Origin of the sequence: Aeromonas sp. 19NY04SH05-1 (assembly GCF_040581895.1) — a bacterium.
Lineage (GTDB): Bacteria > Pseudomonadota > Gammaproteobacteria > Enterobacterales > Aeromonadaceae > Aeromonas > Aeromonas enteropelogenes.
Genome location: NZ_CP095328.1, coordinates 2,439,802 through 2,452,732, shown reverse-complemented (window position 1 = coordinate 2,452,732; position 12,931 = coordinate 2,439,802). Strand labels below are relative to the sequence as shown.

18 protein-coding genes are annotated in these 12,931 nt (G+C 59.0%); 5 read left to right on the top strand and 13 right to left on the bottom strand.

The window, feature by feature from the left end; translation table 11 throughout:
* Positions 1-141: 141 nt before the first annotated feature.
* A complete protein-coding gene (locus MRK42_RS11225; RefSeq protein ID WP_216992415.1) occupies positions 142-729 on the top strand; it encodes an FMN-dependent NADH-azoreductase in 588 nt (195 codons plus the stop codon).
* 138 nt (positions 730-867) lie between these two features.
* On the opposite strand, the gene MRK42_RS11220 is transcribed toward MRK42_RS11225, so the two are convergent.
* The 4 genes from MRK42_RS11220 to MRK42_RS11205 all read right to left on the bottom strand — a co-directional run bounded on the left by MRK42_RS11220 (position 868) and on the right by MRK42_RS11205 (position 3,251).
* A complete protein-coding gene (locus tag MRK42_RS11220; RefSeq protein ID WP_167335313.1) occupies positions 868-1,041 on the bottom strand; it encodes a hypothetical protein in 174 nt (57 codons plus the stop codon).
* 169 nt (positions 1,042-1,210) lie between these two features.
* On the bottom strand, positions 1,211-1,399 hold the full coding sequence (locus MRK42_RS11215) for a DUF4250 domain-containing protein (protein ID WP_026458375.1): 189 nt from the start codon (positions 1,397-1,399) through the stop codon (positions 1,211-1,213).
* Positions 1,400-1,401: 2 nt separating this feature from the next.
* Positions 1,402-1,866, bottom strand: coding sequence for a MarR family transcriptional regulator (locus MRK42_RS11210; RefSeq protein WP_026458376.1), 465 nt, complete (start codon positions 1,864-1,866; stop codon positions 1,402-1,404).
* Positions 1,867-2,036: 170 nt separating this feature from the next.
* Entirely contained in the window at positions 2,037-3,251 is a 1,215-nt protein-coding gene (locus tag MRK42_RS11205) for a UPF0149 family protein (RefSeq protein ID WP_042026058.1), read from the bottom strand.
* 231 nt (positions 3,252-3,482) lie between these two features.
* Here MRK42_RS11205 and MRK42_RS11200 point away from each other — a divergent pair, with 231 nt between their 5' ends.
* Together MRK42_RS11200 and MRK42_RS11195 are read left to right on the top strand one after the other, a co-directional pair.
* Positions 3,483-4,337 carry a S1-like domain-containing RNA-binding protein gene (locus MRK42_RS11200; RefSeq protein ID WP_338609909.1) on the top strand — a complete coding sequence of 285 codons (855 nt, stop codon included), beginning with the start codon at positions 3,483-3,485 and terminating at the stop codon, positions 4,335-4,337.
* Positions 4,338-4,649: a DUF1289 domain-containing protein gene (locus tag MRK42_RS11195; protein ID WP_042026060.1), complete on the top strand. Its 312-nt coding sequence runs from the start codon at positions 4,338-4,340 to the stop codon at positions 4,647-4,649. It begins immediately after the preceding gene.
* 48 nt (positions 4,650-4,697) lie between these two features.
* On the opposite strand, the gene MRK42_RS11190 is transcribed toward MRK42_RS11195, so the two are convergent.
* Positions 4,698-5,021: an HI1450 family dsDNA-mimic protein gene (locus tag MRK42_RS11190; RefSeq protein ID WP_026457797.1), complete on the bottom strand. Its 324-nt coding sequence runs from the start codon at positions 5,019-5,021 to the stop codon at positions 4,698-4,700.
* Between the two features lie 146 nt (positions 5,022-5,167).
* Between MRK42_RS11190 and MRK42_RS11185 the strand changes: the two genes are divergently transcribed.
* Positions 5,168-5,296, top strand: a complete 129-nt coding sequence (locus MRK42_RS11185; protein WP_267884078.1) for a hypothetical protein — start codon at positions 5,168-5,170, stop codon at positions 5,294-5,296.
* Between the two features lie 3 nt (positions 5,297-5,299).
* Here MRK42_RS11185 and mtgA read toward each other — a convergent pair whose 3' ends face one another.
* The 5 genes from mtgA to minC all read right to left on the bottom strand — a co-directional run bounded on the left by mtgA (position 5,300) and on the right by minC (position 8,370).
* Entirely contained in the window at positions 5,300-6,007 is a 708-nt protein-coding gene (mtgA, locus tag MRK42_RS11180; protein WP_338612473.1) for a monofunctional biosynthetic peptidoglycan transglycosylase, read from the bottom strand.
* Between the two features lie 53 nt (positions 6,008-6,060).
* On the bottom strand, positions 6,061-6,387 hold the full coding sequence (locus MRK42_RS11175) for an HI1450 family dsDNA-mimic protein (RefSeq protein WP_042026064.1): 327 nt from the start codon (positions 6,385-6,387) through the stop codon (positions 6,061-6,063).
* Positions 6,388-6,580: 193 nt separating this feature from the next.
* Positions 6,581-6,847 carry a cell division topological specificity factor MinE gene (gene minE / locus MRK42_RS11170; protein WP_042012553.1) on the bottom strand — a complete coding sequence of 89 codons (267 nt, stop codon included), beginning with the start codon at positions 6,845-6,847 and terminating at the stop codon, positions 6,581-6,583.
* A gap of 2 nt (positions 6,848-6,849) precedes the next feature.
* Positions 6,850-7,662, bottom strand: coding sequence for a septum site-determining protein MinD (gene minD, locus MRK42_RS11165; protein ID WP_042026066.1), 813 nt, complete (start codon positions 7,660-7,662; stop codon positions 6,850-6,852).
* A gap of 18 nt (positions 7,663-7,680) precedes the next feature.
* Positions 7,681-8,370, bottom strand: coding sequence for a septum site-determining protein MinC (gene minC, locus MRK42_RS11160; RefSeq protein WP_338609901.1), 690 nt, complete (start codon positions 8,368-8,370; stop codon positions 7,681-7,683).
* 107 nt (positions 8,371-8,477) lie between these two features.
* Here minC and MRK42_RS11155 point away from each other — a divergent pair, with 107 nt between their 5' ends.
* Positions 8,478-8,756, top strand: coding sequence for a YcgL domain-containing protein (locus MRK42_RS11155; protein ID WP_338609899.1), 279 nt, complete (start codon positions 8,478-8,480; stop codon positions 8,754-8,756).
* Between the two features lie 612 nt (positions 8,757-9,368).
* Here MRK42_RS11155 and MRK42_RS11150 read toward each other — a convergent pair.
* From MRK42_RS11150 to MRK42_RS11140, 3 genes are all read right to left on the bottom strand, one after another.
* A complete protein-coding gene (locus MRK42_RS11150; protein ID WP_042026072.1) occupies positions 9,369-10,739 on the bottom strand; it encodes an L-serine ammonia-lyase in 1,371 nt (456 codons plus the stop codon).
* Between the two features lie 274 nt (positions 10,740-11,013).
* On the bottom strand, positions 11,014-12,399 hold the full coding sequence (locus tag MRK42_RS11145) for an L-serine ammonia-lyase (protein WP_061477496.1): 1,386 nt from the start codon (positions 12,397-12,399) through the stop codon (positions 11,014-11,016).
* Between the two features lie 150 nt (positions 12,400-12,549).
* Positions 12,550-12,834 carry a pyrimidine/purine nucleoside phosphorylase gene (locus MRK42_RS11140; RefSeq protein WP_338609894.1) on the bottom strand — a complete coding sequence of 95 codons (285 nt, stop codon included), beginning with the start codon at positions 12,832-12,834 and terminating at the stop codon, positions 12,550-12,552.
* Positions 12,835-12,931 lie beyond the last annotated feature (97 nt).

Below are 12,931 nucleotides of genomic sequence, written 5' to 3'. Positions count from 1 at the left end.
CTTTGGCGAGGAAGTGGGCCAATATCAAAAATTTTGAACAAGTTGAGCATCTATTTTCGCTATCTGTATAGAAGCCCAATGTTTAGAGTGACCTCCATCGACAGCCACACTGTTCAACTGACAAGCAAACGGAGCGTCATCATGGCCAACATCCTCGTACTCAAATCCAGCATCCTGGGTCAATACTCCCAATCCAACGCCCTGATCGACGGCTTCCTCGCCGATCATCAGGATGATACCGTCACAGTGCGTGATCTGGCGGCTCTGAACCTGCCGGTGCTGGATGGCGAGCTGGCCTCCGGCCTGCGTGGTGGCGAGAACCTGAACGAGCGTCAACTGGCCGTGCTGGCCCAGTCCGATGAGCTGATCGCCGAATTGAAAGCAAGCGATCTGGTGGTGATTGCCGCCCCCATGTACAACTTCAACATCCCGACCCAGCTGAAGAACTGGATTGACCTGGTGGCTCGTGCCGGCGTGACCTTCCGCTACACCGAGACCGGCCCGGTCGGTCTGGTGGAAAACACCCGGGCCCTGGTGATCAGCCCCCGTGGCGGCATGCACGTCGGTAGCGCCACCGATCTGGTGACCCCCTACATGCGTACCGTGCTGGGTTTCATCGGCATCAAGGAGGTGGACTTCATCTACGCCGAGGGGATGGGGATGGGGCCGGAAGCCCAGAGCAAGGGGATGGAAGCGGCCAAGGCGCAGCTGGAGAGCCTCGCCGTCTAAGCCGACCTGCCCGTCGCGATTTTCGGATAATGACAAACGCAGCCATCTGGCTGCGTTTGTTTTTTAAAGGAGGCGGGTTACACAAGGGTTGGGAGAGAAGAGAAGCCCTTTAACGCCAGAGGCAAGAGAGTCGGGCCGTCAATCCATGATAAAGCGGCGACAGCCGCGGATCAGCACCAGGAATACGGCCACCAGCAGGGCGCAGAGCAGGGTGGTCAGCCACTGTTCACCATCTTGCGGCAAGTAGGGAATAAACAGGCTGATCATCAACAAGGCGGCGAGGCTGATCAGCAGGTTCTGTCGGGTCATCATCTTGGGTCATCCTTGGTTTGCTTGCCTGAAACGAATCTAATGCCCTCTTGTGACAGCCTGATGTATCCATCCATCAAACCGTTAGGGCTTCCCTCTGTTGGGGCTCTTCCGACCATATCAGGTTTTGGCCATGGAACCAGCGCCGCGGCCGGCTCTGTGATCCTGATCCCTATCTGAACTGCTTCTGATCAGGCTGGTAGTGGAAATCGCCGCTGGCGAGCCTGGCCTCGAGGGCCGCTTTATCGAGATCCTGCGCCTTGCAGAGATCATCCAGATCGTCATAGCGATCGCGCAGCTGCATATTGATCAGGCTCAGCAGCATGTTGACGTCCATGGTGGCGAATTTTTTCAAATCCATGGTTATTGCTCCTTGTCCAGGGATTGCAGCTGCTCGATGGCGGCACTGACGGTGTGTAGATGCTGGCGGATCGCTTCGCGAGATTCGCTGGGCAGGTAGTCGGTCAGGGTGTGCTGCCAGCTTCCCGCCTCGCTCTTGAGCTGCTGGAAGAGGGAGAGGCCCGCATTGGTGAGGGAGACCAGGCTGATGCGTTTGTCCTGCTCGCTGCTCTCGGTAAAGATGATCCCCTTCTCGGCCAGACGGCGGATCTCGCGAGAGATGCGCACCTTGTCCATGCCACTCGCCTCTACCAGCTCTTTCTGGCTGATGGGGTAGTGGGGGCCGAGCACCATCATCAGGCGCCACTGGGGCACGGTCAGTTGATAGCGCTGTTCGTAAAACTGCTCGAAGGTATCCCGTAGCATCTCGGCGGCGTGAACCAACTGATAGGGCGGGTAGTGGGCGAGTAAAGCGATGATTTTTGACATATTACACCCTGCTGTGACAGCTGCATCTGGTGCAGTTTCTTTTGATACTTTGACATTGATGATACGAAACTAACGCGGATTTGTCTGACCCGGCAGCGATGAAATGTGCGGTGGCGCACGACATCCTGCAAAAGCCGGGTCAGTCAGGCGGGTTTTTAATCCGGGTTTGTTCAGCCTTTGCGCAACCAGAGCAGGGCCTGGTGCTTTAGCCAGGCATCGCGGGTATAGAGGGCGTAGAGCGCCGCTTCGTCACGGCTGCCCGCCTGCCAGCTGCCGGGCTCCTGCTTTGGCAGCTTGCGCTGACCGAGCAGGCAGGCTGGAATGTGCGGGTTGGCATTGATGGCGGCCAGCAAATGCTCCCTGGCTGCCTCGGCGCCTTTTGTGGCAAACACCATCAGCGCCTTGTTGTAGAGCAGCCAGCTGGAGGCTTCGTCAAAGCGTACCAGCAATCCGGCCAGCGCCTGCCAGTCTCCCTGGCGGGCATAGAGAGTGGAGAGGTGATAGCGACAACCCGGCTCGTCGGCCTGGCAGAGGGTGAGCAGATCCAGGTATTCGGCCCTGGCCTCAGCCAACTGGCCCAACTGCAGCAAGCAGTCGGCGCGGCCGGCTCTGGCCGCCAGCAGCGGCCTGGCTTCGTGTGAACTCCAGCCATGGCCGGCGGTCTGTTGCCAGAAGGTATCGTCAAACAGCGGGTTGGCGTCGGCGATGATCTTGTCGAACCAGCCCAGGCGCACCTTGTGATCCCGGCTGGCATCGGCCAGGGCGAACCACTTTTGCCACTGCTCGGCCTGTTCGCTGTCCAGTGCCACCTCGGCGCTGGGGGCGGCCTGGTACTGCTCCAGATTGAGCAACTGGTTGAGGGCGCTTTTCATGTGCTGGCGCTGGCGCTTGCAGAATTCGGCAAACGGCAGATCGCTGGCGGCGGCGCTGTAGAGCATCTGCGCCATGGGTTTGTCACGAAACAGACAGAGCTCGGCTGCGAGGCTGAATCTGTGCTGGGTGGTGAGATCGTTCAAATCCTTTGGCTTGGGCCAGGTGGCAAACCCCTGACTGAACCCGTAACACCACTGCCCGAGGGGGTGCTGTTTGTCGAACACCTGCTCGGGATCGTCACTGGGCAGGCGACACTGGCTGGGCAGGGCCAGCTGCTCTTCATCGGCCAGGCTCTCCAGCTCCGCGATCAGATGGTGCAGCGCTTCGGCGCACTTCTCATCCAGCTCGGCATCCTGCTCCAGCAAACCGGCCAGCGGCTGCTGCCAGTCGGGCTGCTCCGGCCCCACCAGGCGGGCGCACAAAAAGCCGTGCAGGGCAGGGTAGGTCATGTCCTGTGCGCTGTGTTGCTGGATCCATTGATTAAGATGGCGGGTACGAGTGGATGGGTTCATCGACAGCTCCTCTGGATTTGAACAGCCGCGAAGTCTACCTAAATGTGGGGTTATTTGCAGTAAAAGCCCGCCTGCATGGCGATTTTATCGCCTATCTGGTGGCGAAATGCACCAAAGGCGAGGCCCTGCGTTGCGATGGGGACTAGGCCGGATCGCCGGTTTTGAGGTAACATGCGCGGCCATCAGGGCCCTGATCCAGCTGGCCCATCCGGTAAAGAAAAAGAGAGCACCATGATACAGATTGGCAAGATGAACACCCTCAACGTCGTTGAACTCGAAGACCGTGGCGCCTGGCTCGCGGCCGGGGAGTACGGTGAACTGCTGCTGCCCAGGCGCCAGCTGCCGGAAGGGGTCAAGGAGGGGGACGATGTGCAGGTGTTCCTCTATCTGGATGCTGACTGCGAGCCGGTGATCACCACCGACAAGCCGTTTGCCATGGTGGACGAATTTGCCGGCCTCAAGGTGGTCAACGCCAACAAGATCGGCGCCTTCCTCGACTGGGGCATGAAAAAGGATCTGTTCGTGCCAAGCCGCGAACAGAACAAGCCGATGCAGGTGGGGCATACCTATCTGGTGCGCCTGATGCTCGATAACGAGGGGCGCATGGTGGGCACCAGCCGTCTGGAGCGTTTTCTCAGCACCGCCAAACCGCCCTTCAAGGCGGGTGATGAGGTGACCGCTCTGCCAGGTGAACACTCTCCCTTGGGCATCAAGGTGATCGTCAACGGCCAGTACCCGGGCATGCTGTTTCGCAACGAGATCTTCGGCCGGGTGATGACGGGGCGTCCCCAGACTGCCTGGGTCAAGCAGGTGCGCGAGGATGGCAAGCTGGATCTGACCCTGCAAAAGCCGGGGATGGCCAAGGTAGATGACGCCGGTGAGCGCATCCTGGCGCGAATGAAAAAGCAGGGCGGCAGCCTGGCGGTGGGTGACAAGAGCGAGCCCGAGCTCATCTACAAGCTGTTTGCCATGAGCAAGGGCACCTTCAAGAAGGCCATCGGCGGCCTCTACAAGCAGGGCAAGATCGTCATCGAAGACAACTGCATTACCCTGACTGACGCCGCCCAGGGTGGGGAGCAGGAGTAAGTGCCGAGCCCCTGCATCGGTGCGTGCCGGGCGAAAGATGGCCTCTGTCTCGGCTGTGGTCGTACCCTCACCGAGATAGGTCACTGGTCGGCGATGGAGAGCGAGGCCCAGCTGGCGGTGATGGCCGAGCTGGATGGTTCGAAAAGCACCCATCTCTGCCCGGGCTGCGGAGAGCCGGCCTACTGCGCCGTCTCCGCTGGCGCCACCATAGATGAGTGTTGGTGCAGCCAGCTGCCGGCCCTGCCCATGAGCGAGGCCGGCGCCTGCTGGTGTCGCCGCTGTCTGGCCAAGGCCATCGCGGCCCAACCCTGAATGTGAGGGTTGACAGTAAAAACGAGAAAGGCGCCGAGGGCGCCTTTTTTATGCCTGTTGCTGGCGATGCCAGCGTATATGAACTTCATTTTCCTGCATCAGCCGGGGCAACAGGAAGGTGGCGAAGATCACCTCGAATTCATCCTGATGATCCAGCAAGCCGACCCACACCTCTACCCAGCGTTCCATGTCGACCGGCTCGCCCAGCTCTGTGGACCAGTCTGCATTGGGCAGCGTCGCCTCGACGGCGCCACGCTTTTCAAACTCCAGGGTGATATCGACAATTTGCTCAGGGGCCAGCATGTCTGCTGCCTGTTCGAGAAACTGATCATAGGCCCATTCGACCAGCTGATCCGGGGTACGCTGTTCCATGAAATCACTCCAGATTCGTCGGGGTTCGCTACTGTAGCAAGGATTGGCACCGGCGGCCAGACCAGTGCGCCGGCAGACGGGCGGGTCTGTCCAATTGGCCCCGGTAAGGGTATGGTTAACACGCAGCCATGCAGGGGAGTCAGAGGATGAAACCGCGAGGACGACGACGGCAGATCAAGCGACGGCGGGAGACCTGGTGGTGGCACTATCTGCCGCTTCACCGCGAGACGGTGGGTGGTCATCTCGGTCCCCCGGCGCCTCCCGACGCCGGTTAATCATCAATCGGCCTGCTGGACCCGGGTCAGGGTGAGCTGGCCGAGCTGACTCATCTGGCGGCGGATCCAGGCCGAGCGCTGCTGCACATAGGGTGAAGGGGGATTGACCTTGTAGCGCCAGGGGTTGGGCAGCGCCGCCGCCAGCAGGGAGGCCTCATAGCGAGTCAGCCTTGCAGCCGGTTTGCCGAAGTAGTGTCTGGCCGCCGCTTCGGCGCCATAGATCCCCGGTCCGAACTCCACAATATTGAGATAGACCTCGAGGATGCGGGACTTGTCCCAGCCCAGCTCCATCAACAGGGTAAACCAGGCCTCCAATCCCTTGCGCAGGAAGCTGCGATCGCTCCACATGAAGAGATTCTTGGCCGTCTGCTGGCTGAGGGTGCTGGCACCGCGCACCCGGCTGCTCTGCTGATTGTGCTTGAGGGCGGAGCTGATGGCATCGAGATCGAAACCGTGATGCTCGGCAAAATGCTGATCCTCGGCGGCGATCACCGCCAGCTGCAGCTCGCGGGATATCTGCCCAAGCGGCACCCAGTCATGCTTGACCTCAGCCACCTTGGCAGGGGGAAACAGCGCACGCTCAATGCGCCAGCTCCACATGGGCGGATCGATAAAACGCAGCAGTGCCACCGAGCTGACCGACAACAGCAGGGCGGCCAGCAGCAGCTTGCCCACCCACCTCAGCAGGCGTTGCACCAGTGTCGGCCGCACGGGATCAGGCTCTGATCCCCAGTCGTAGTGAGCCGGATCATCGGGAGCCGGAATTATTGGGGGAGCCATTCGATGTGGCAGAACTTCTCGTCGACACGGCGGGAGAGCAGCATACGGGCAAACAGGTGTTCGTACTCTTCTTGCTCGTTGCCAAGGCCGACCCAGATCTCGGCATAGTCGGCATCGCTGACCTCAAATCCCACGTCCGCTTCCCAGTCGTCGGCCGGATCGGTTTCCGCCAGCAGGCCCCGGTTGTTGAACTCCTGGTTGAAGAGGGTGATCTCCTGCTCCGGCAGGTTGTCGGACGCCAGCTCCATGAAGAGTTCGAGGGCGGTGTCGAGCAGTTCCTCGACGCTGTGCATTTCGGCATTCAAAGACATAAACGGTCGATTCCAGAAAAGGGGGACAAGTGACCGGACGGGGCAAACCCGATGGTCGCGGCTATTCTAGCGATCGTGGGAGCGGTTGGCGAGACGGGGTGGGTCGTGAGGGGGAAATAGTGATGATAAAAGACCGGATCCCGCCAAGGATCCGGTCTCTATTTGGGAAAAAGGTCACGCATAGGGCGTCAGCTCATCCCTTCTTGTCATCGGCGAAGGTGATGTTGAGCTCGAGGACCGACAGCTCATCACTCTTCTGATCCAGCTGGACGGTGATCTTGTCCGGATCGATGTTGACGTATTTACGGATCACATCGAGGATATCCTGCTTGAGCTGGGGCAGGTAATCCGGCCCCCCTCTGGATGAACGCTCGTGTGCAACGATGATCTGCAACCGCTCTTTGGCCAGTTGTGCGGTGTTCTGTTTCTTGTTGGAACGAAAATAATCCAATAATGACATGCTTAACTCCCGAACAGTCGGCTAAAGAAGCCCTTCTTCTCTGCTTCCAAAAAACGAAATTCCTTGGTGTCGCCCAGCAGGCGGGACACCGCATCTTCATAGGCCTGACCGGCATCGGACTCTTTGTCCAGAATCACCGGCTCGCCGGAGTTGGAGGCGCGCAGCACCGCCTGGGACTCCGGGATCACCCCAAGCAGGGGGATGGCCAGGATCTCCTGCACATCCTGCACGCTCAGCATGTCGCCGCGGTTGACGCGGGTCGGGCAGTAGCGGGTCAGCAGCAGGTGCTCCTTGATGGGGTCTTCTCCGCGCTCGGCACGGCGGGACTTGGAGGCCAGGATGCCGAGGATCCGGTCCGAGTCACGCACGGAGGAGACTTCCGGGTTGGTGGTAACGATGGCCTCGTCGGCAAAGTAAAGGGCCATCAGGGCACCCGCTTCGATCCCGGCAGGGGAATCGCAGACGATGTAGTCGAACTTCATCTCGGCCAGCTGATCCAGGATCTTCTCGACCCCTTCACGGGTCAGCGCGTCCTTGTCCCGGGTCTGGGAGGCGGGCAGGATGAACAGGTTCTCGCAGCGTTTGTCTTTGATGAGGGCCTGGTTGAGATTGGCTTCCCCATTGATGACGTTGACGAAGTCATACACCACGCGGCGCTCGCAGCCCATGATGAGATCCAGATTTCTCAGACCGATGTCAAAATCGATGACCACTGTCTTGTGACCACGCTGGGCTAAACCTGTGCTCAGGGCCGCACTGGTTGTGGTCTTGCCAACGCCACCTTTACCCGATGTAACGACAATAATTCGCGCCATTCTCGCTTCCTTGTAACTCTATTTGATACGGTCTATTCGGAGTTGTTCATTGTCCAGCCGGATATGTACCGCTTGCTGGATCAGGCCTGCCGGCAGGGCATCGCTCAACTGGAAAGTACCCGCGATGGAGAGCAGCTCGGCCTGCAATTGTTGACAATAGATCCGGGCCCGGGTGTTGCCACGGGCGCCGGCAATGGCCCTGCCACGCAGGGTGCCATAAATATGAATGCTGTCATCGGCGAGCACTTCGGCCCCCGGACTGACTGAGCCCAGCACCACCAAGGAGGTGCCTGCGGCATAAATCTGCTGGCCGGATCGCACCGGCCCCACGTGTACCCTGGTCGGGATCAGGGGGGCTGGCTCGGGGGCGACCGGCTCGGGGGCCGGTTCACTCTTGCGGCTCTTGCCGGAGGCCATTACCGCCAGCCCTGCGGCCTTGGCCGCTGTCTTCATCTCTTCATTGCGCGCCCCAGTCACGCCCACCAGCACGAACTCCTCGGATTCCACCAACTCCTTGAGCTGTTCAAAATCCGGGATATGTTCCAGCCGGGAGACATTGATCACCAGGGGGGCACAGTTAAAAAAGTAGGGGGCCTGGGCCACCTTTTCGGCCAACAACTGACGGATCCGCTCTGGCTCGCCATCGCTGATATGCAACACAGAAATAGTGAAGGTGGACCCTTTCAATTCGTTATCGCGCTCAACCATGAATCTTCCCCGAGGCAGAGATGCTAATCCGTTATTGTTATTCAATTCCTGATGTTATAGTTTGCCCCCATCAGAGGCAATAAACTCGTCGGATTATATCAATTTCCATGTTGTGTGCAGTCTATAAAAGTCGCAAAAAAGCCGAGACCTATCTTTTTGTTGAAAGAAGAGAGGATTTTTCCCGCGTACCCGAGGCGCTGATGACCACCTTCGGCCGTCCCGAGCTGGTGCTGATGACCAAGCTGGACCCCGCCAAGCCTCTGGGGCTGGCCAATGTCAGCAAGGTGATGGAGGCGCTGACGACCCAGGGCTTCTATCTGCAGGTGCCACCCCCTCCGGAAAATTTGCTGGAACAGCACAAGGCGCAGCTGAAAAAGTCTGGTTAAATATCCAGTACCCAATCGCCGAGAATGGATGGCGAACCGGCTATTTGTATTTTTAGCGCCCCATTTCGGGGCGCGTCATCTCATGGCAAGGATGCAGATAATTCCGGCAATAATAGGTACGCCGAATTAATCAGTGCGTTGAAATATTGCCCAATACATCCAAATTAAAAGTCAATCCGGCCCGGACACAATATCATCAACTTTTGCGACCGCTCACAAAATAGCGTGAGTGGCCACCCCTGATACTTATTTCAGCGCGGACTTTTTGCCCCTTGTCCATATTTGCAACTCCCTGTTGCGACTGAACTTCTCTTGTCTGGGCAAGTGCTCTCGTACGCAGACTCGCGCAGGCAATGAGATGGACTGCCTCATGCCGTGATACTGCGGGTGGCTGGCGAGGGCCGATAACGGACGTCTGGAGCAGTGCCAGGAGAAAAGGAAGGGCGCTGTGAAAGAGAGTATTAAAGCAAGTCTAAAAAGGGTTAGCTGCACGAGCATAGCGGTACTGGCCGGCGCTATTGGCTTGCGTAATCCAAAAAGCTTGGCGCTGGCGTGGCGAAAAACGGCAATAAAAAAGGCGGGATAACCCGCCTTTTTTATATTCTGGACTGCTTATTCGCAAGCAACCTGCATCACCTTGATGGCCAGGCCACCACGAGAGGTTTCGCGGTACTTGGAGTCCATGTCCTTGCCGGTGATGTACATGGTCTCGATGACCTTGTCCAGGGAGACGCGCGGCTTGGAGGTGCGGCGCAGGGCCATGCGGGAGGCGTTGACCGACTTCATGGCTGCGATGGCGTTGCGCTCGATGCAGGGTACCTGCACCTGGCCGGCCACCGGGTCACAAGTCAGACCCAGGTTGTGTTCCATGGCGATCTCGGCGGCTTCACACACGTGCTCCGGGCTACCCCCCATCAGCTCGGTCAGACCGGCTGCGGCCATGGAGCAGGAGACGCCCACTTCACCCTGGCAGCCCACTTCGGCGCCGGAGATAGAGGCGTTCATCTTGTACAGGATGCCGACGGCACCGGCCGCCAGGAAGAAGCGGGTGTAGTCGTCGCGACCAACCGGCTGGATGAACTTGTCGTAGTAGGCCAGCACGGCGGGGATGATACCGGCGGCGCCGTTGGTCGGTGCAGTCACCACACGACCACCGGCCGCGTTCTCTTCGCTCACCGCCAGGGCAAACATGTTGACCCAGTCGACGATGCCCATGGGATCATTGGAGAGGTTCTCGTTGGTGCTCAGCTGACGGAACAGGGGAGCGGCACGACGGGGCACGCGCAGCGGACCGGAGAGCACGCCCTCGGTGCGGCAGCCGCGATCGATGGCTTCACGCATGGTGTTCCAGATCTTGCCGAACTTCTTGTAGATCTCTTCCGGGGTGTTGAAGCACTTCTCGTTCTCCATCATCAGGGAGGAGATGGAGAGACCGGTCTGGCTGCAGTGGGCAACCAGTTCGGCGGCACTCTTGAACGGGTAACGCACGGCCATGTCGCCGCTGTCGGCCTTGCCGAAGTTCTCCTCGTCGACGATAAAGCCGCCGCCGATGGAGTAATAAGTCTTGCTGTAGATGACGTCGTCTTCGATGAAGGCGGTCAGCTTCATGCCGTTTTCGTGCAGGGGCAGGGCTTCATCGTGGAACACCATGGCATCGCGCGGGAAACTGACGGTATGGCAGTGCAGACCGATGGGCAGACGCTCGGTCTGCTCGACACGGGAGATGAACTCGGGGATAGCGTCGATATCAACGTTCTCCGGCAGGTTGCCGGCCAGGCCCATGATGATGGCGGTGTCGGTGTGGTGGCCCTTGCCGGTCCAGGAGAGAGAGCCGTAGACGTCGACCTTGATCCGGGTGATATCGCGGATCTTGCCGCCTGCGCGAAGCTCGTCAACAAACTGTTTGGCAGCCTTCATCGGGCCAACAGTGTGGGAAGAGGAGGGGCCTACACCGATTTTGAAGATATCAAAAACGCTGATCATGTCACTATTACCTCAGGGTAGAAGGGGGCGGCATGCCCACTCACTTGAATTGGGGAGATCCATGGTGCGCACAGATTGCGCGGCTCATTGAACCAGATAACCGCAGTGTAACGGTTCAAAGCCTAAAAAAAGTTGAAATAGATCTATTTTTGTTGAATCTGAGGCGCGAGTATAAAATTTATTTTGGTACTTATCCATTTTGTTAAGCCGATAAGCAAAAAAATACCCGGCCAGGCCGGGTAGTTGAGGGCTGAATGAAGCTCGCTTCGGCTTATTAACATTCTGTAATGTTAACAGCCAGGCCACCACGGGCCGTCTCCTTGTACTTGGTCTTCATGTCGTTGCCGGTTTCCCACATGGTCTTGATCACCTTGTCCAGCGACACCTTGTGCTCGCCGGTACCGCGCAGCGCCAGGCGCGCCGCGTTGATCGCCTTGACCGCCCCCATGGCGTTGCGTTCGATGCAGGGGACCTGTACCAGTCCGCCAATGGGATCGCAGGTGAGCCCCAAATTGTGCTCCATGCCGATCTCGGCGGCGTTTTCCACCATGGCGGGGCTGCCACCGAGCAGTTCGGTGAGGGCACCGGCGGCCATGGAGCAGGCGACCCCCACTTCCCCCTGACAACCCACTTCGGCCCCCGACAGCGACGCGTTCTTCTTATAAAGAATGCCGATGGCGGCGGCGGTGAGGAAGTAGCGCACCAGGATCTCGTCATCCACCTTGTGAACGAAGCGATCATAGTAGTGCAGCACAGCCGGGATGATGCCGGCGGCGCCGTTGGTGGGAGCGGTGACGACCCGGCCGCCCGCCGCGTTCTCTTCATTGACGGCGAGGGCAAACAGGTCCACCCACTCCATCACCATCAGGGGATCCTTGTTGAAGTTGGTCTCGCAGCTGAGCTGGCGAAACAGCCCGGGGGCGCGGCGACGCACCTTGAGTCCGCCCGGCAGCACCCCCTCGCTCTTGCAACCCCGCTCGATGCAGCTTTGCATGGTGTGCCAGATCTTGCGAAGTCCCGCCTTTATCTGTTCGTCGCTGCGAAAGACCCGCTCATTGGCGAGCAGCAGGCCCGAGATGGAGAGGCCGCTCTCCTGGCAGTGGGCGAGCAGTTGGGCTCCGCTGTCAAAGGGATAGGGGATGGGGTGCTCGGCATCGAGACGGGCCGCGTCCTCCTTGGCGGTGGCAAACTGGCTCTCCTCTATGATGAAGCCGCCCCCGACCGAGTAGTAGGTCTGGCTCGACACCATGGTATCGTCGGCGGCAAAGGCGCGCAGGGTCATGCCATTGGTGTGGGCGGGCAGGGTGGTACGCCGGTTGAAGATGATGGCGCCGCTGCGGGGGAAGCGGCTTGGTTGCTCGCCTGCCAGCAGCAGGGTTTGTTCTTGGTCGACCCGGGCCAGCATGGCCGGGATGGCGTCAATGTCGACGGATTCGGGTTCGAATCCCGCGAGTCCCAGAATGATAGCCTTGCCGGTGCCGTGCCCCTTGCCGGTCTGGCCCAAAGAGCCGTAGCACTCCACCTCGACCCGGGTGATGTGGGGTAAATGGCCCTGCAGCTTGAGTTGTTGAACGAAGGCATAGGCTGCACGCATGGGGCCCACCGTGTGGGAAGAGGAGGGGCCGATACCAATGGAAAAAAGATCAAACACGCTGATCATGACATCACTCCGGTGATGGTTTATGTCTGTTTATTCTAGGATTTTTCCCATGGATGAAAAGCGGTGATCTGCTGCGCTGTGACTTGGACAGCGATATGGGAGCCGGTAGGCAAACCGGGTTGAAGGGGAAACCCCCTTCAACCGGCAGGATCAGGAGAGAAACTCGCAGAGGTAGGCGGTGGGGGTGGCCACTTGCAGCTTGAAGGAGGAGTGGCCCGCGACCACGAAAGAGTGGCCCTGGCTGTAGGTGTGCCACTCCTCTTCACCGGCCAGTTGAATGGTCAGGGCGCCCTTGATCACCGTCATGCGCTCGGGGGCGGCAGTGTTGAACAGGTAATCACCCACGTTCATGACGCCAACCGTGGATTTCTCGTCATTATGCTCAAAACCGATGGATTTTACATTTCCGTCGAAATATTCGTTAACTTTCAGCATCTTTACATCCTTGTTTATTCGTTGACAGGGTCAAACTAGCACACTCTTTCGCCCGTTGTCATGGCAAGATGCGGGAAAAACAGACAAGACCGTATTG

Bases quoted from the DNA above. Each gene is read 5' to 3' on its own strand.
- MRK42_RS11225 (WP_216992415.1), top strand. From the start codon at position 142: ATGGCCAACATCCTCGTACTCAAATCCAGCATCCTGGGTCAATACTCC.
- MRK42_RS11220 (WP_167335313.1), bottom strand. From the start codon at position 1,041: ATGATGACCCGACAGAACCTGCTGATCAGCCTCGCCGCCTTGTTGATG.
- MRK42_RS11215 (WP_026458375.1), bottom strand. From the start codon at position 1,399: ATGGATTTGAAAAAATTCGCCACCATGGACGTCAACATGCTGCTGAGC.
- MRK42_RS11210 (WP_026458376.1), bottom strand. From the start codon at position 1,866: ATGTCAAAAATCATCGCTTTACTCGCCCACTACCCGCCCTATCAGTTG.
- MRK42_RS11205 (WP_042026058.1), bottom strand. From the start codon at position 3,251: ATGAACCCATCCACTCGTACCCGCCATCTTAATCAATGGATCCAGCAA.
- MRK42_RS11200 (WP_338609909.1), top strand. From the start codon at position 3,483: ATGATACAGATTGGCAAGATGAACACCCTCAACGTCGTTGAACTCGAA.
- MRK42_RS11190 (WP_026457797.1), bottom strand. From the start codon at position 5,021: ATGGAACAGCGTACCCCGGATCAGCTGGTCGAATGGGCCTATGATCAG.
- MRK42_RS11185 (WP_267884078.1), top strand. From the start codon at position 5,168: ATGAAACCGCGAGGACGACGACGGCAGATCAAGCGACGGCGGGAGACC.
- MRK42_RS11175 (WP_042026064.1), bottom strand. From the start codon at position 6,387: ATGTCTTTGAATGCCGAAATGCACAGCGTCGAGGAACTGCTCGACACC.
- minE (WP_042012553.1), bottom strand. From the start codon at position 6,847: ATGTCATTATTGGATTATTTTCGTTCCAACAAGAAACAGAACACCGCA.
- minD (WP_042026066.1), bottom strand. From the start codon at position 7,662: ATGGCGCGAATTATTGTCGTTACATCGGGTAAAGGTGGCGTTGGCAAG.
- minC (WP_338609901.1), bottom strand. From the start codon at position 8,370: ATGGTTGAGCGCGATAACGAATTGAAAGGGTCCACCTTCACTATTTCT.
- MRK42_RS11155 (WP_338609899.1), top strand. From the start codon at position 8,478: ATGTTGTGTGCAGTCTATAAAAGTCGCAAAAAAGCCGAGACCTATCTT.
- MRK42_RS11150 (WP_042026072.1), bottom strand. From the start codon at position 10,739: ATGATCAGCGTTTTTGATATCTTCAAAATCGGTGTAGGCCCCTCCTCT.
- MRK42_RS11145 (WP_061477496.1), bottom strand. From the start codon at position 12,399: ATGATCAGCGTGTTTGATCTTTTTTCCATTGGTATCGGCCCCTCCTCT.
- MRK42_RS11140 (WP_338609894.1), bottom strand. From the start codon at position 12,834: ATGCTGAAAGTTAACGAATATTTCGACGGAAATGTAAAATCCATCGGT.